Annotated in this window: 13 protein-coding genes; 11 read left to right on the top strand and 2 right to left on the bottom strand. The window is 64.8% G+C overall.

The window, feature by feature from the left end; translation table 11 throughout:
• The first annotated feature begins 50 nt into the window (after positions 1–50).
• From B5F28_RS02725 to B5F28_RS02700, 6 genes are all read left to right on the top strand, one after another.
• Entirely contained in the window at positions 51–1,154 is a 1,104-nt protein-coding gene (locus B5F28_RS02725) for a putative glycoside hydrolase (RefSeq protein ID WP_087293132.1), read from the top strand.
• Positions 1,151–2,392 carry a DUF1015 family protein gene (locus B5F28_RS02720; RefSeq protein WP_087293130.1) on the top strand — a complete coding sequence of 414 codons (1,242 nt, stop codon included), beginning with the start codon at positions 1,151–1,153 and terminating at the stop codon, positions 2,390–2,392. The genes B5F28_RS02725 and B5F28_RS02720 overlap by 4 nt, the downstream gene beginning before the upstream one ends.
• Positions 2,393–2,495: 103 nt before the next feature.
• Entirely contained in the window at positions 2,496–4,250 is a 1,755-nt protein-coding gene (locus tag B5F28_RS02715; RefSeq protein ID WP_087293128.1) for a DEAD/DEAH box helicase, read from the top strand.
• Positions 4,247–5,080: a putative RNA methyltransferase gene (locus tag B5F28_RS02710; protein ID WP_087293125.1), complete on the top strand. Its 834-nt coding sequence runs from the start codon at positions 4,247–4,249 to the stop codon at positions 5,078–5,080. Before B5F28_RS02715 ends, B5F28_RS02710 begins: the two co-directional genes overlap by 4 nt.
• Positions 5,081–5,317: 237 nt before the next feature.
• Positions 5,318–6,514, top strand: coding sequence for an FprA family A-type flavoprotein (locus B5F28_RS02705; protein WP_087293123.1), 1,197 nt, complete (start codon positions 5,318–5,320; stop codon positions 6,512–6,514).
• 244 nt (positions 6,515–6,758) lie between these two features.
• Positions 6,759–7,550, top strand: a complete 792-nt coding sequence (locus B5F28_RS02700; RefSeq protein ID WP_087293121.1) for a 7beta-hydroxysteroid dehydrogenase — start codon at positions 6,759–6,761, stop codon at positions 7,548–7,550.
• A gap of 52 nt (positions 7,551–7,602) precedes the next feature.
• Here B5F28_RS02700 and B5F28_RS14665 read toward each other — a convergent pair whose 3' ends face one another.
• Complete coding sequence (locus B5F28_RS14665; RefSeq protein ID WP_158097494.1) at positions 7,603–7,746, bottom strand: hypothetical protein; 144 nt, start codon at positions 7,744–7,746, stop codon at positions 7,603–7,605.
• 78 nt (positions 7,747–7,824) lie between these two features.
• On the opposite strand from B5F28_RS14665, the gene B5F28_RS02695 reads away from it, so the two are divergent.
• Entirely contained in the window at positions 7,825–8,883 is a 1,059-nt protein-coding gene (locus B5F28_RS02695; protein ID WP_087293119.1) for a hypothetical protein, read from the top strand.
• A gap of 13 nt (positions 8,884–8,896) precedes the next feature.
• On the opposite strand, the gene pdxR is transcribed toward B5F28_RS02695, so the two are convergent.
• The gene (gene pdxR, locus B5F28_RS02690) at positions 8,897–10,282 is read right to left on the bottom strand and encodes a MocR-like pyridoxine biosynthesis transcription factor PdxR (protein WP_087293117.1); all 1,386 of its coding nucleotides are present in this window, start codon (positions 10,280–10,282) and stop codon (positions 8,897–8,899) included.
• Between the two features lie 167 nt (positions 10,283–10,449).
• Here pdxR and B5F28_RS02685 point away from each other — a divergent pair, with 167 nt between their 5' ends.
• The 4 genes from B5F28_RS02685 (at position 10,450) to B5F28_RS02670 (ending at position 15,696) form a co-directional block, all read left to right on the top strand.
• A complete protein-coding gene (locus B5F28_RS02685) occupies positions 10,450–11,022 on the top strand; it encodes an ECF transporter S component (protein ID WP_087293115.1) in 573 nt (190 codons plus the stop codon).
• Positions 11,023–11,185: 163 nt separating this feature from the next.
• On the top strand, positions 11,186–12,076 hold the full coding sequence (locus B5F28_RS02680; protein ID WP_087293113.1) for a diacylglycerol/lipid kinase family protein: 891 nt from the start codon (positions 11,186–11,188) through the stop codon (positions 12,074–12,076).
• 205 nt (positions 12,077–12,281) lie between these two features.
• A complete protein-coding gene (locus tag B5F28_RS15250; RefSeq protein ID WP_087293111.1) occupies positions 12,282–13,841 on the top strand; it encodes an SGNH/GDSL hydrolase family protein in 1,560 nt (519 codons plus the stop codon).
• 97 nt (positions 13,842–13,938) lie between these two features.
• Positions 13,939–15,696: an ABC transporter ATP-binding protein gene (locus tag B5F28_RS02670; RefSeq protein WP_087293335.1), complete on the top strand. Its 1,758-nt coding sequence runs from the start codon at positions 13,939–13,941 to the stop codon at positions 15,694–15,696.
• The last annotated feature ends 35 nt before the right edge of the window (positions 15,697–15,731 follow it).

The raw sequence follows: 15,731 nt of genomic DNA, 5'->3' as shown, positions 1-15,731 counted from the left end.
CAGCGCGAAGGCGCACAAAGCTCCCACGCGGAAAGGCGGCTTGATTTCGTATGGCAAAGAAAAACCTGGGCAAAGTAAAGCGGTACCGGCGCAGCTTCTATACCGGTCGGCAGCGCGCCGCCCGCATTCTCGGCGGTGCGGCGGCACTGGTAGCCCTGTTCGTGGCGGGCTGGCTGGTGGGCCCCGCGGTGATCAACTTCGGCACCAGCACCTGGTACAGCATTGTGCGGGGCGATTCCGAAAAGACCCCCGCCAGCACCCCGCAGAGCGTTTCCCAGCCCGAGAGCACCGGCGCAGAAAGCCAGGGCCAGGCGGCCAGCGAGCCCCAGCCCACAGCGCAGCCTCAGGCGGAAAACGACATGACCCAGGGCGGCTGGGCCTTCCTGGACCCGGCCAGCCTGACCAGTGCGGACGCGGCGGCTCAGCTGGCCGGTCAGCTGGCCGGTGAGGGCGTGCGTTACGCGGTGGTGCCCCTGAAGGACAGCACCGGCAGTGTGTACTACGCCAGTGCTCTGCCGGCAGCGGCAGCCGGCCTTTCCGCCACTCAGATCGACGGCGCGGCGGTGGCTTCCGCCCTCAAGGCGGAGGGCATTGTGCCGGTGGCGGGCGTGTGCGCCTTCCGGGACCCCCTGGCGGCCAGCGCCAACCGGGAGATGGCGGTGAAGTATCAGGGCAGCGACTACCTGTGGCTGGACGCTGCCCAGGACAAGGGCGGCAAGGCCTGGCTGAATCCTTATTCCAGCGCCGCGGTGGAATACATCGGCGGCATCATCGATGAGGCGAAGGCCATGGGCTTTGAGCAGATCTGGCTTACCGCCGTGCAGCTGCCCACCACCGCGGGCCGCGACAAGGCCAGCTATGGCGACACCGCGGGCGTGACCGAGGCCCAGTGCCTGGCAAACGCTCTGGCGGTATGGCAGGAAAAGGCCACCTGCTGGGTGGAATACCCGCTGAACGTGGCCAGCGGTCAGGAGACCCGCCTCACCGGCGGCACCATCGATGCACTGGGCATTGAGAACCTGGCCATTGGGGTGAGCGGCGAGCTCACCGAGGAGACCCAGACCCAGCTGGATGCCGCCAAGGCAGCGGCCAAGGGCTGCGGATATGTGGGCGTGCGCACCGGCGATGTGTTCGCGGTGGAGGCAGGCGAATGAGTCAGCCCTGCTTTTGCCCCGGGGAGCTGCTGCTGCCCGGGGAACCGGTTGCTGTTGAGCGGTGGGCCTGCCCCTCGGCGGGCGCGCTGAGCCGGGAGAGCTGGCAGGAGCTGGAGGCCCGGGGGGAGAATGCCCCCGGCGTGATGCGGCTTCTGGTGCCGGACGCGCTGCTCCAGCGGGTGGAAACCGGGGAGAAACTGGCCGCGGCAAAGGCGGCCATGGAACGGGCGGGGGACACCCTGACCCGGGCGGTGCAGGGCGTTGTGTATCTGGAACGGACCCTGCCCGACGGCCGGGTGCGCCGGGGCCTGGTGGGTCTGGTGGACCTGGAGCAATACGATTTTGCTCAGGGCAGCCGCACCCCGGTGCGGGCGCCTCAGGCGCTGGCCGCCCGGCAGGTGCTGCCCCGGCTGGACCGCTGGGAGGACGCGGCGCTGCAGAGCAGCCACATCCTGCTGGCGGCGGACAAAAGCGAGGCGGAGCTGTTTGCTCCGCTGGCGAACATACAGAAGGAAGCACCCCTCTATGAGGGGGAGCTGAGCTACGGCGGCGGCAGCGTGAAGGGCTGGGCGGTGGAGGATACCGCCCGCTTAAATGTGCTGACGGCGCTGTTCGATGCAGAAAAAGCACCCGAAGGCGCGGCGCTGCTGGCTCCGGTGAGCGGATGGGAGGACCTTGCCGCTGCCCGGGCCTTCTGGATGCTGCTCCGGGAGGAGCTGGACCAGGCCGGGCGGGAACACCATCCGGCCCGGTTCTGCCTGGCCGAGGTGTGCAGCATCCAAAGCCCCGGTTTGCATCTTGCCCCCGCCCACCGGCTGGTGATGGGGGTGCAGGGCCTGCCGTTGCTGGCGGCCTTCCGCACTTGGTGCGCCGGGCAGGGGGTGCGTCTGGAGGACGAGCCCGCGCCGGAAAGCCTTCGGCCGCTGTGCTTTGTGTACGGGGCCTGGCAGCGAAAGGTGTGGCCCACCGGAGGCCGCTGGCCGCTGGCTGCGGCGGTGCTGGAGGCCTTTTTGCAGGACTACCTGCAGGAAAACCCCGCCTGCTTCACCGACCGGATTTCCGATGAAACCGAGCTGCGGGAGCTGGCGGCGGACGGCAACACCGGCATTTTGCTGAGTGAAACAAATGAGGATCTGTTCCGGGGCCTTTGCGGGGGCGAGTTTCTGCCCCTGGGGCTGTTTGCGTCCCTTGAGGCCCGGCAGCAGCGATACGAGCTGGAGTGCAGGCGCATCCGATAAGCGCGCCGCGCCCCGGCTTGTTTCAGACAGAGGCCGCGCCCGGAGAGCGGGTGCGGCGCTGCCTTTTGGCGCTGCCTTTTAGGAAAGCGATTTTTGGAGGACTATGAATTTTAGCGAACTGAAACTGACCCGCCCTCTGCTCAAGGCAGTGGAGGAGCAGGGCTACAAGACCCCTTCGCCCATCCAGGCCAAGGCGATCCCGCCGGTGCTGGCCGGCCACGACCTGCTGGGCTGCGCCCAGACCGGTACCGGCAAGACCGCTGCCTTCGCGCTGCCCATTCTGCAGCGGCTGGCGGCCAGCCATCCCTCCCACAAGGGAGTGCGGGCGCTGATCCTGACCCCCACCCGGGAGCTGGCCCTGCAGATCGACGAGTGCTTCGCCAATTACGGCCGCTACCTGAACGTGAGTCACTGCGTGGTGTTCGGTGGTGTGGGCCAGCAGCCTCAGGTGGACGCGCTGCGCCGCGGCGCGGATGTGCTCACCGCCTGCCCGGGCCGCCTGAACGACCTGATCGGTCAGGGCCACGTGGACCTGAGCCGGCTGGAGATCTTCGTGCTGGACGAGGCGGACCGGATGCTGGACATGGGCTTCGTGAATGATGTGAAAAAGGTCATCCGCCATCTGCCCGCCCAGCGCCAGAACCTGCTGTTCAGCGCCACCATGCCCAAAGAGATCGAGCAGCTGGCCAACAGCATCCTGAAAAAGCCGGTCACCGTGAAGGTGGACCCGGTGAGCAGCACCGTGGACCGCATTCAGCAGAGCCTTTACTTTGTAAACAAGCCGGACAAAAAGCGGCTGCTGGCCAGACTTCTGGCCGACCCGTCGGTGACCAGCGCGCTGGTGTTCAGCCGAACCAAGCACGGGGCCAACGCCATCGCCACCTTCCTGAACAAGCAGGGCATCGGGGCGGCGGCCATCCACGGCAACAAGAGCCAGAGCGCCCGTGTGGCCGCGCTGGACAGCTTCAAGGCGGGCAAGATCCGCGCCCTGGTGGCCACCGACATCGCCGCCCGTGGCATCGACATCAACGAGCTTTCCCATGTGTTCAACTTTGATCTGCCCGAGGTGCCCGAGACCTACGTGCACCGCATCGGCCGCACCGGCCGGGCCGGGGCTGAGGGCGTGGCCATCAGCTTCTGCAGCCCGGAGGAGAAGGAATATCTGGCAGGCATCGAAAAGCTGAACCGGAAGAAGATCCCGGTGCTGGAACTGCCGGACCTGGGCGAGCGCCCGGAGCCCGTCGTTTTGGTCCAGCCCGCACCCCGCCCCGAGCGCCGGAAGGCAAAGCCCGAGCCGCAGGCGGAACAACCCAAAACCGAACAAAAGCAGGCCGTCAAAGCGCCTGAAAAACAGCAGGAGGTTAGCAACGTGGAAGAAAAGAACACCCAGGCTGGCCAGCCCCTTTCGGCCAGTGCAAAGCGCCGCCGCCGCCGTCGCCGCGCGGCAGGCAAGGCCGCGGAGGCAGCGGCCCAGGAGGCCGCAAAGCGGGAGGAGCGCGGCGAGCGTTCCGAGCGCAATGAACGAAACGAGCGGAGTGACCGCAGCGACCGCCCGGCGGAAAAGCAGCCCGCAAAGCAGGCCGCTTCCGGCCGGGAAAAGGCCCAGAGCGGCCGCGGTCAGCAGAAGAACGCCGCCCGCCCTGAGCAAAAGCAAACCCAGCGGAATACCGGCCGTGGCCAGCAAAAGCCCGCCCGTGCGGAAAAGCAGCCCCGGCAGGCGGCCCCGGTCAAGGACGAGGACCCGGGCCTGCTGCTGATCTCCCGCAAGCCCCCGGCCCAGAAGTTCGCCAGCTTTGAGGAGTACATGAAGAGCCACGGCGGCTTCTCCGAGCCCATCGAGGGCGAGGCGGAGGAATGAGCGGCTTCATGTGCCCGGTGTGCGGCAAGGCCCTGAGCGAAAACGGCGGCGCGCTGCGCTGCGCGGCGGGCCACAGCTTCGACAGGGCGAAAGAGGGCTACGTGAACCTGCTGCTGGCCAGCCGGATGCACAGCAAGCTTCCCGGCGACAGCAAGGAGATGGTGGCCGCCCGCAACCGGTTTCTGAACGGGGGCGGCTATGGCCCCTTCGCCGCCGAGCTGGCCCGGCTGTGCGCGGAACTTGCCCGCAAAAAGGGCGGCGTGCTGCACATTCTGGACGCGGGCTGCGGCGAGGGCTATTACGACGAAGCCATCTGCACCGAGCTGGAACGGCAGGGTCTGCCCTTTGAGCTGTCCGGGTTCGACATCAGCAAGGCCGCGGTGCGGCTGGCGGCAAAGCGTAAGCTGCCCGGCGCGGCCTTCGCGGTGGCCAGCAGCTTCGCCGCCCCGGTGGAAAGCGGCTGGGCCGATGTGGTGCTGAACATCTTTTCCCCCTTCGCGGGGGAGGAGTTCCACCGCTGCCTTGTCCCCGGCGGCACCCTCATCTACGCGGTGCCCACCGCCGGGCATCTGATGGGTTTGAAGGACGTGCTCTATGACGAGCCCTATGAAAACCCCTGCCAGCAGGTGGACTACCCGGGCTTTTCTCTGGCCGGGGAGACCCGGGTGGAGGAGCGCATCACCGTACAGGGTCAGGCCATCGGCGATCTGTTCGCCATGACCCCCTACTACTGGAAGACTCCTGCTGAAGGCAGCGCCCGTCTGGCCCGGTTGGAGCGGCTGGAAACCCCCATCGGGTTCCGCTTTTTGCTCTACGACCGGCGGGATTGATAAAAAAACATCATTTTGTTGCCACTGCAACACAGAGGTGCTTTTATTCGCCGTATAATAAGGTGTATTTTAATAGAGGCAACACCGCACAATTCACGCCAAAATTTTCCGGCGTGTTTCACCGCCCGGAATGATGCGGTGCTGTCTGAGAAACGCAAAGCGGCGGTCTGCCGCGGCGCGCACGGCAAATCATATCAACAAGGCGGCCAGCCCGCCCGATAAAGGAGAGAATCGACAATGGGAGCATTACAGGCTAAGGAAAACATCTGGTGGGTCGGCGTGCAGGACCCTGATCTGCGCGTGTTCGATATCGTGATGTACAGCGAGTACGGTACCAGCTACAACGCCTACGTGGTGAAGGGCACCGAGAAGACCGCTGTGTTCGAGACCGTAAAGGCCAAGTTCTTCGACCAGTATCTGGAGAACCTGAAGGAAGTCTGCGACCCCGCCACCATCGACTACATCGTGGTGGGCCACACCGAGCCCGACCATGCCGGCGGCGTGGAGAAGCTGCTGGCCCTGGCTCCCAATGCCACCGTTGTGGGCAGCGCCACCGCCCTGACCTTCCTGAAGGAGATTGTGAACCATCCCTTCAAGAGCCAGGCCGTGACCGAGAAGGACCAGATCGACCTGGGCGGTATGCACCTGGAGTTCCTGAGCGTGCCCTTCCTGCACTGGCCGGACAGCATGTACACCTACATCCCCGAGGCCAAGGCCCTGTTCACCGTGGACTCCTTCGGCTGCCACTATGCCGATGACCGGGTGTTCAACGACCAGATCGAGGGCGACTTCGAGGCCGCTTACAAGTACTACTTCGACAACATCATGGGTCCCTTCAAGCCCTTCGTGCTGAAGGCTCTGAACCGGATCAAGGATCTGGACATCGAGTTCATCGGCAACGGCCACGGCCCCGTGCTGCGCACCAACATCCAGCACTACTTTGACCTGTACCGCAAGTGGGCCACTCCCGTGAAGAAGGCCCCCGAGGACCGGAACGTGGTCATCGCCTATGTGTCCGCCTACGGCTACACCAAGCAGCTGGCCGAGACCATCGCCGAGGGCCTCGCGGACGGCGGCGTGCAGCACATCCAGATGTTTGACCTGGTCACTGACGACAACGCCGCTGCCAAGGCTGCGCTGCAGTCCTCCGACGGCTTCCTGCTGGGCAGCCCCACCCTGGTGGGCGACGCTCTGCCTCCCATCTACGAGATGCTGGTGGGCCTGAACCCCATCATCCACCGCGGCCTGCCCGCCGCTGCCTTCGGCAGCTACGGCTGGAGCGGCGAGGCGGTTCCCAACCTGACCGCCCGCATGGAGGCCCTGAAGCTGGGCCAGCCTCTGCCCGGCCTGAAGGTCCGCTTCAAGCCCAGCGACGCCCAGCTGGCCGAGGCCCGTCAGTACGGCCGCGACTTCGCCGCCGCCGTGCTGAAGTAAGCACAATTTCCCAATAAGCGAAAAGGACCGATGCAACCGCATCGGTCCTTTTTTTGCGGAAGGCGCAGTAAGATAAAGCGATACCGCAGTGTAGTGTGTAGAAAAAGCGGCCGGAAATTCTACGTTTTGCACTTTGACTTCGATTTGTCAAAGTGGTATATTACTCTACACTGTAAACGGACCCCCGCAAAAAAGTGGAAAAAACTGCCCGGAAACGGCAGAAAGAAAAAGGAGATTGTTCAACATGAATCTGCGCGAAAAATACGGCGAATGGGGCATCGTTCTGGGTGCCACCGAGGGTGTGGGCAAGGCCTTCTGTGAAAAGCTGGCCCAGGGCGGCATGAACGTTGTGATGGTGGGCCGCCGGGAAGAGAAGCTGAAGGAGCTGGGCGAAAGCATCAAGCAGACCTACGGCGTGGACTATAAGGTGGTCAAGGCGGATTTCTCCACCCCCAACGCCACCGACGCCATCTTCGCCGCCACCGAAGGGCTGGACATGGGCTTCATGAGCTATGTGGCCTGCCTGCACTCCTTCGGCAAGATCCAGGATACCCCCTGGGAAAAGCATGAGGCCATGATCAACGTGAACGTGGTCACCTTCATGAAGTGCTTCTACCATTACATGAAGATCTTTGCCGCCCAGGATCGGGGCGCCGTGATCAACGTTTCCTCCATGACCGGCATCTCCAGCTCCCCCTGGAACGGCCAGTACGGCGCGGGCAAGGCGTTCATCCTGAAGATGACCGAGGCCGTGGCCTGCGAGGTGGAGAAGACCAACGTGGACGTGGAGGTCATCACCCTGGGCACCACCCTGACCCCCAGCCTGCTGAGCAACCTGCCCGGCGGCCCGCAGGGCGAAGCAGTGATGAAGATCGCCCAGACCCCCGAAGAGGTGGTGGACGAGGCCTTCGAGAAGCTGGGCAAGGAGTTCTCCGTCATTGCCGGTGAGCGCAACAAAAAGAGCGTGCAGGACTGGCGCGCCAACCACACCGCCGACGAGTATATCCGCTACATGGGCTCGTTCTATCAGGAGTAACCAAAAAAGCAAAAAGGACCGATGCACTTGCATCGGTCCTTTTCTTGTGCGCTCAAAGATCGTCCGCGTCCTGCTGGGGCATCTCGCCGGGGATGGCGGGCATGCCGGTATAGCTGCCTTCCGGGTCGTCCTTGGCGGGGCGGGCGGCCTTCAGCACCTGCTGCACCGCCCTGGGGATGGGGTCCTGTTTTTTCATGGCAAAGCCTCCTTCTGGTATAGATTCTGCCCAAACAGCCCATGCTGTATGCGCAGTTTATGAAAAGGAGCGATGTGCATGCAAAACGGCCCCAAGGCCTATTGGCTTTCGTTTTTTCTCACCCTGGCCATTCTGATTCCGCTGCTGGGAGGCTTTGTGCTGTACGGCCTGTGGCAGCAGGACACCGCCCCGGCTCAGATCGCCCAGAGCGGGGTGCCGGTGGGCAGCCCCACCCAGGAAAACGACCACACCCTGTTTGTGGCGGTGGCCGCCGAGGAGCCGGGCTTTGTGCTGCTGCGGCTGGACGGCGTGAACAATATCATAAGAGTCTGCCCGGTGCCCGCGGCCAGTGTGGTGTCCGCCCCCGGCGGGCCCACCCTCCTGCGGGACAGCTACCAGAGCGCCGGGCCCGGCCGGGCGGCGGAGCTGCTGAGCCAGACCCTGAACATCCAGATCGACCGGTATCTGGCCATCGCCCCGGCCAGCCTTGCCACCGCCTGGAACGGCATGGAGCCGCCCCGGGTGAACCTGACCGGCCTGCTGGAGCCCCAGGAGCTGGTAGCTCTGGGCCTGAGCGAGGACCCGGTGGTGAGCCTTGCGCCGGAGGATGCCCCGGAATTTCTGGCAAAGCTGGCGGATGAGGGGGTGCCGCCCGCCCGGCTGGAGCGCATCCGGGGCGCGGTGTGGGACGCGGCCCTGCGCCAGCAGCTGCCCAGCCTTGCCACCACCCTGATCGAGGGGCTGCGCAAGGCCAGCAGCACTCTGCTCTCCGACCTGACCCTCACCGACCTGTACGACCTGCAGGACACCCTCGACTGGCTGGCCCGCCGGCAGGCTCAGGTGGAGATGGAGGTGATCCCCGGCCGCTGGGGCGAAAACGGGACGCGCTACGAATTCACCGAGGACAGCATGGCCAGCGCCAGCAGCTGGTTTGAGCAGCGCCAGCAGCCCAGCGAAAGCCCGGCTCTGGCCACGCCCGCCCCCTCGGCGGCCGTTTCGGCCAGCCCGGCACCCGGTCCTTCGGAGCAGACGGCCTCACCGGCAAGCGCCGCCCCGCAGCCCACCGCCAGCCCCACCCCGGTGCCCAGTCCCACGCTGCCACCGGTGAGCGGAGCCCCGGCGGGGGCGCTGGGGTAACCGGAAAAACGGCTCAGCCCCAGATGCGGGCCAGCAGCTGTGCCAGCGGTTCGATCTGCTCTTCCGCCAGCGCGCCGTAGCCCGCCACCAGCGTGCCCGGCGGGCAGGAGGCGGCGGTGCAGTATTCCGAAAGACCGGTGATTCGTATCCCCTCGGCCCGGGCCAGACGGACCAGCTCCGCTTCGCCCGGGCCGTTTTTTACCTGAATGAGCAGGTGCAGGCCGGTGTGCTGGCCGGAAAAATGCAGCCGCCCCGGCCCGAAGGCGGAATCCAGCGCACCGGTGAGAGCCTGCATCCGGGTGCGGTATTTGCCCCGGCAGCGGGCCAGATGACGGGTGAAGTGGCCCTCCTGCAAAAATACCCGAAGGGTCTGCTGCTCGAACCGGCTCACGGTGGAGGAGTAAAAACCGAACTCATCCTCAAAGCGGGCCAGCAGGCCCCGGGGCAGCACCATGTAGGCAATGCGGATGCTGGGGGCAAGGCTGCGGGAGAAGGTGGACAGATACACCACCGGTCCGCCGCTGCCCGCCATGCCCTGCAAACTGGGCAGGGGGCGCAGCTCGAACCGGAACTCCGAGTCGTAGTCGTCCTCGATGATGTACCGCCCCGGCTCGGCCAGCGCCCACTCCAGCAGCGCCGCCCGCCGCCCGGCGGGCATCACCGCGCCGGTGGGGAACTGATGGCTGGGGGTCACATAGGCAAGCCGGGCGCCGGTTTCGGCCAGCTTGTCCACCTGAAGGCCCTGCTTGTCCACCGGCACCGGCACACAGTCCATGCCGCTGCTGTGCAGAATGCGCCGGGTGCGGCCGTAGCCCGGGTCCTCCACCGCGGCAGGCCCCTCCACCAGCCGGGCCAGCAGGCCCAGCAGGTACTCCACCCCCGCGCCCACCACGATCTGGTCCGGGGCGCAGTCCACCGCCCGGTAGGCCCGCAGGTAGTCCGCAATGGCTCCGCGCAGGTCCTCGTCCCCCTGGGGATGGCCGCGGGTGAGCAGCTGGGGCTGGGAATAGAGCAGCTCCTTCTGGATGCGGCCCCAGGTGCGGAAGGGGAAGAGGGCGGTGTCGATGCCGCCGGTGGAAAGGTCATACCGCCACACCGGCACATCCGCGGGCCGGGGCGCGGGCGCGGGGCCGGGCAGGGCGGTCTTGGGGCCGGTATAGCGCTGCACAAAAAAGCCGGACCGGGGCCGGGCTTCCAGGTAGCCCTCCGCCACCAGCAGCTGGTAGGCGGTGTCCACCGTGTTCACACTCACCGAAAGTTCCTCGGCCAGGCTGCGCTTGCCGGGCAGCCGCTCGCCGGGGGCCAGCTTCCCCTGACGGATCTGGGCCACAATGGCCCGGTACAGCTGGTCATACAGCGGCCCGTCCCCGTCCCGGGCGGCGAAAGAAAGCTGGAACATGCGAACAAACTCCTCTCTTTTGCTCAGTGAAGCGGTAAAACTGACCCCATAAAAAAGTTGTCTTCTGGATATTATCATGGGGTCAGAATTCGGTATAATATGAGCATAGAGAACGGGGCGAAAAAAGTCAAGGACAAAAACAGCCCGCCCCGCCGGGAGGCATATCTATGGAAAAGAAGTTTTGGAGCGTGCAGCGGCTGGCCGTGTTCGGCCTGATGAGCGCGCTGGTATTCGCGTCCAGCTGGATGCAGATCCCCATCGGTGATGTGAGCCGGGTACATCTGGGCAACGGCTTCTGCGCGTTGACCGGTCTGCTGTTCGGGCCCTGGGTGGGCGGCCTTGCCAGCGGCATGGGCAGCATGCTGTTTGATTTCACCAACCCTCTGTACATTGCCGAGAGCTGGATCACCTTTCTGACCAAGTTCTTCATCGGCTTCGTGGCCGGTCTCATCGCCCGCAAGGGTATGGGCAAAAGCCCGGCGGCTCAGCGCGCCTGGGATATCGCGGCCGCGGTGGCCGGCACCCTCACCTATGTGGTGCTGTATCTGGGCAAGAGCTTCATCATGATGTATTTCATCGAGCGGCAGACCCTGGGTGCGGTGCAGGTGCAGCTGGTCACCAAGCTGATGAGCAGCCTGATCAACGCGGGCGCGGGCGTGCTGGTGGCCGTGATCCTGGCCGGGGCGCTGCGTCCGGCGCTCAAGCGGGCGGGACTGTTCCGCAAGCAGCTTCTGTGCTGAATTTTATGCAACACCAAGGGGCTGGGGAAACATCTCCCCGGCCCCTTTCTGTTTTGTTCGACGGCTCTCGTTTGACTTTTGCCCGCCTGCCGCGATACAATAAACAGAACATTTACAGCCGCGCGGGGCGCGGGCGGCACTGCCGCGAAACGGAGGGCAAAACATGAACACAGCGCGTCAGGTGCTTTTGATCTACAACGGAGCCGCAGGTAAGCGGCGGGTGGCCCAGGAGCTGGAGGCCATCATCACCGGGCTGACCCGGGCGGGCTGCCTGGTTACCGCCTGCCCGGTGGGCGAAGGCGCAACCGCCGCCGCTCTGCTGGCGGAGTACCCCGACCGATTTGACGCGGTGGTCTGCTGCGGGGGTGACGGCACCCTGCATTACACGGTGAACGATGTGATGGCCCTGCCCCGGTCACTGCCGGTGGGCTACCTGCCCTTCGGCTCCACCAACGACTTTGCCGCCTCGGCGGGGCTGCGCCGTCCGCTGGAGGAAAACTGCGCCGCCATCGGCCGCTTCGAGCCCCGGGCGCTGGACCTGGGCCGGTTCAACGAGCGGCATTTCTGTTATGTGGCGGCCTTCGGCATGTTCACGGCGGTGTCCTACCAGACGCCCCAGGCCACCAAAAATCTGCTGGGCCACTTTGCCTACGTGCTGGAGGGCGTGCTGCGGATGGATCTCTCCCAGGGCTGGAGAGCGTCCATCCAGGTGGACGATCTGGAGCTGGAGGGGGAATTCTGGTACTGCTCGGTGAGCAATTCCCACTACATCGGCGGCATGGCGATGCCGGAGCAGAGCGCGGTGAAGCTGGACGACGGCCTGTTTGAGGTGATGATCCTGCGCAAGCCCCAGACCCTGCCCCAGGCCCGGCGGCTGGTAACATGCCTGATGAGCCAGAAGCCGGACGGCGAGCTGTTGTATCTGCTGCAGGCGAAGCGGGTGCGGGCGGTGTTTGACGAGCCCACCGGCTGGACGCTGGACGGTGAGGCCAGCCCCCAGGTGACGGAGGCGGACATCCGGGTGGAGCCGGGGCGGCTGCAGCTGCTGAGCTGAATTCAAAGGAAAAAGGCGGAGAAGGGCAATTCTCCGCCTTTTTTGCATCTGCGTGGGGGGAAGAATCCGAAATTCGGGCAAAAAAGGTGAAAAATTTGCGCTGACGGGCGTTTTTTTGCCGTATGGTTTGCGCCTCAGGGTAAAATAGTGTAAAATAGATGGGTACGAGTAATTTTCCCGACTGAAAAAGAAAGGTGAACGAATCGTGGCATCCAATCGTAAAATCGCGCCCTGGCAGAGAAAACTGCGGGCGCTGCTTCAAAAGCCGGCGGCCCTGCCCATCCTGGCAGCCATCTGCGGCTTGATTATCGTGGCCATCGCGGCCATTGTGGTGTGGTTCACTGTGCTGGGCGGAAAGCCCGCCGATGATTCCGGCAGCACCAGCTGGTCCGAGCCCGCCAGCGACGCTTCCTACGACGCCACCGCCGGCAAGGTGGATGTGGAAGCCTACGAAGGCACCGTGCTGGCCGTGACCGAGGACGCCGGTCAGGAATACCTGGACGAGACCCTGTTCCTGGGCGACTCCAACACCGTGCGCTACATGGTCTACGGCCCGGAGGGCAACGAAGAGCCCTTTACCACCATCGACAACAACATCGGCGTGGTGAGCATGGGCGTGCAGCAGATCGCTACCCTGAAGTGCGAGAACTTCGTGGGCCGGTCCTCCGCGGTGACCATGCCCGAGGCGGTCAAGATCATGCAGCCCCGCCGGGTCATCATCGGCTTCGGCACCAACAACCTGACCATGAACGTGGATACCTTCATTGAGGAGTACAAGGAGGGCCTTGCCGCCATCCACGAGGCGTACCCCTATGCAGATATCATCGTGAACGCCATCCCCCCGCTGGACAAGCAGCGCAGCAACACTGCCCTGAGCATGACCCAGGTGGATGCCTTGAACAGCGCCATCGTGCAGATGTGCGAGGAGGAGGGCTATAAGTATCTGGACAGCAGCCAGGCTCTGGAGGACCCGGAAACCGGCTGGGCCAAGACCGACTACACCCTGAGCGACGGTGTACATCTGAGCCAGAACGGCGTGCGGGCTCTGTTCGAGTATATCAAGACCCACGCCTACATCACCGAGGACACCCGTCCCAAGCCCCTGAACAAGGTGCCTGAGGTGCAGGGCGTTACCCCGAACCTGATCACCAGCGATCCCATCGCGGTGCGGGGCGAGAACGGCCAGACCAGCACCAAGGTGCCGGTGGAATTTGTGTGCAGCGAGGGCGGCACCCTGAGCGGCGCCACCAGCCAGATGGTGGCCAAGGGCGGCACCTGCTCCACCGTGACCGCTGTGCCCAATGAGGGCTGGGAATTTGTGGGCTGGGCTGCCACCATCGGCAGCACCGGCGGCAGCGGCGAGAGCCTGACCTTCACGGTGCCCGGCAACGCGGACGCCAACGGTGTGATCCTCACCGCCTACTTCGAGCAGAAGGAGGCCGAGCCCACCCAGACGCCGGAGCCCACGGCTTCGCCCAGTCCCACCCCCAGCGCGAGCCCCGCTCCCGTAGTACCCACGCAGGCCCCGGCCACCCCGGTGCCGCAGCCGACCCAGGCTCCTGCCACTGAGGTGCCGCAGCCCACGCAGGCCCCGGCAACCCCGGTACCGCAGCCCACCCAGGCTCCGGCCACTGAGGTACCGCAGCCCACCCAGGCTCCTGCGCCCAGTGAGCCCACGGTGACCGTGCCGGACAACTCCACCCCCGCGAATCCGGCCCCCGCGCCGGAAGGCACCGAGTCCGTTCCGGCTGGCGCGGCGGGCTGATCCCCCTACATAATCAACGAGCGAAGAGATCACCAAAAAGGTCTCTTCGCTTTTGTGTGTACCCGACCCAAACAGAAAATTGAGGATGGAAAACGATATGAAAACCAAAGCCAACAAGCAGGGCCTGATGCGGCGCTTCTGGCCCTACCTGCGCAAATACCGGCATATCCTTGCGCTGGACCTGTTCTGCGCGGCCCTCACCACCCTGTGTGATATGGTGCTGCCGCTTATCATGCGCTACCTGACCAACACCGCCACCACCGATCTGGCGGCCCTCACCGCTCAGGTGGTGCTGCAGCTGGGTGCTCTGTACCTGGTGCTGCGGCTCATCGACGGCGCGGCCAACTACTACATGGCGGACATGGGCCATGTGATGGGCGTGTATGTGGAGACCGACATGCGCCGGGACGCCTTTGCTCATCTGCAGAAGCTGGGCCACACCTATTATTCCAACACCAAGGTGGGCCAGATCATGGGCCGCATCACCAACGACCTGTTCGATGTGACCGAGTTTGCCCACCACTGCCCGGAGGAGTTCTTCATCGCGGCCATCAAGATCGCCGCCTCCTTCGTGATTCTGTGTCAGTCCAGCGTGGCGCTGACCCTCATCCTCTTCGCCTGCGTGCCCCTGATGGCGGTGGTCTCCACCATCATCAATCAGAAGATGCGGGCGGCCTTCCGCCGCCAGCGGGTGCAGATCGGCGAGCTGAACGCCCGCATTGAGGACAGCCTGCTGGGCGAGCGGGTGGTGAAGGCCTTCGCCAACGAGGAAGTGGAGAAGGAAAAGTTCGAAAAGGACAACGCCGCCTTCCAGGCCATCAAGAAGCAGAGCTACCGCTACATGGCCGCCTTCCAGACCAGCACCCGCCTGTTCGACGGCCTGATGTATCTGGTGGTGATCGTGGCCGGCGGTCTGTTCCTGGTATACGGCAGGATCGACCCGGGCGACATGGTGGCCTACATGCTGTATGTGACCACCCTCATCGCCACCATCCGCCGCATCGTGGAGTTCGCCGAGCAGTTCCAGCGGGGCATGACCGGCATCGAACGCTTCTGCGAGATCATGGACGCGGATGTGGAGATCTTCGACGAGCCGGACGCAAAGCCGCTGGATGTGAAGGCGGGCGCCATCCGGCTGGAGAACGTGAGCTTTGAATATCCGGATGACCACAACCAGGTGCTGCGGGATGTGAACCTGTCCATCCGGCCCGGCGAGAAGGTGGCCCTGGTGGGCCCCTCCGGCGGCGGCAAGACGACCCTGTGCAACCTGATCCCCCGCTTCTACGACGTGACTGGCGGCCGCATTCTGATCGACGATCAGGATGTGCGCAGCGTGACCCTGAAAAGCCTGCGCAGCGCCATCGGCGTGGTGCAGCAGGATGTGTACCTGTTCAGCGGCAGCGTGTATGAGAACATCGCCTACGGCAAGGTGGGCGCCAGCCGGGAAGAGGTGATCGCCGCCGCCAAGCTGGCCGGGGCGCACGAGTTCATCACCCAGCTGAAAAACGGCTACGACACCTACGTGGGCGAGCGGGGCGTGAAGCTGTCCGGCGGGCAGAAGCAGCGCATCTCCATCGCCCGGGTGTTCCTGAAGAACCCGCCCATCCTGATCCTGGACGAGGCCACCAGCGCGCTGGACAACGAGAGCGAGGTGCTGGTGGGCAAGAGCCTGGAGCAGCTGGCCAAGGGCCGCACCACCCTGACCATCGCCCACCGGCTCACCACCATCCAGCATGCGGACCGCATTCTGGTGCTGGGCGCCGAGGGCATCGAGGAAGAGGGCACCCACGAGACCCTGCTGGCAAAGCAGGGCGTGTACTACCGGCTGTGGAACGGCCTGGTGGGCGCGGAATAAACCGGATTTTATGAGAAGGCCTCGGGCGGCAGCAC

It is taken from the genome of Gemmiger sp. An194 (assembly GCF_002160145.1).
In the GTDB taxonomy this organism is placed as follows: Bacteria; Bacillota; Clostridia; order Oscillospirales; family Ruminococcaceae; genus Allofournierella.
Note: the sequence above shows the minus strand (reverse complement) of the source record. Positions and strands in the feature narration are given on the sequence as shown.

Excerpts from the sequence above, each read along its gene's own strand:
- B5F28_RS14665 (WP_158097494.1), bottom strand. The coding sequence starts at position 7,746 with ATGAAAAAACAGGACCCCATCCCCAGGGCGGTGCAGCAGGTGCTGAAG.
- pdxR (WP_087293117.1), bottom strand. The coding sequence starts at position 10,282 with ATGTTCCAGCTTTCTTTCGCCGCCCGGGACGGGGACGGGCCGCTGTAT.
- B5F28_RS02725 (WP_087293132.1), top strand. The coding sequence starts at position 51 with ATGGCAAAGAAAAACCTGGGCAAAGTAAAGCGGTACCGGCGCAGCTTC.
- B5F28_RS02720 (WP_087293130.1), top strand. The coding sequence starts at position 1,151 with ATGAGTCAGCCCTGCTTTTGCCCCGGGGAGCTGCTGCTGCCCGGGGAA.
- B5F28_RS02670 (WP_087293335.1), top strand. The coding sequence starts at position 13,939 with ATGAAAACCAAAGCCAACAAGCAGGGCCTGATGCGGCGCTTCTGGCCC.
- B5F28_RS02680 (WP_087293113.1), top strand. The coding sequence starts at position 11,186 with ATGAACACAGCGCGTCAGGTGCTTTTGATCTACAACGGAGCCGCAGGT.
- B5F28_RS02700 (WP_087293121.1), top strand. The coding sequence starts at position 6,759 with ATGAATCTGCGCGAAAAATACGGCGAATGGGGCATCGTTCTGGGTGCC.
- B5F28_RS02710 (WP_087293125.1), top strand. The coding sequence starts at position 4,247 with ATGAGCGGCTTCATGTGCCCGGTGTGCGGCAAGGCCCTGAGCGAAAAC.
- B5F28_RS02705 (WP_087293123.1), top strand. The coding sequence starts at position 5,318 with ATGGGAGCATTACAGGCTAAGGAAAACATCTGGTGGGTCGGCGTGCAG.
- B5F28_RS02685 (WP_087293115.1), top strand. The coding sequence starts at position 10,450 with ATGGAAAAGAAGTTTTGGAGCGTGCAGCGGCTGGCCGTGTTCGGCCTG.
- B5F28_RS02715 (WP_087293128.1), top strand. The coding sequence starts at position 2,496 with ATGAATTTTAGCGAACTGAAACTGACCCGCCCTCTGCTCAAGGCAGTG.
- B5F28_RS02695 (WP_087293119.1), top strand. The coding sequence starts at position 7,825 with ATGCAAAACGGCCCCAAGGCCTATTGGCTTTCGTTTTTTCTCACCCTG.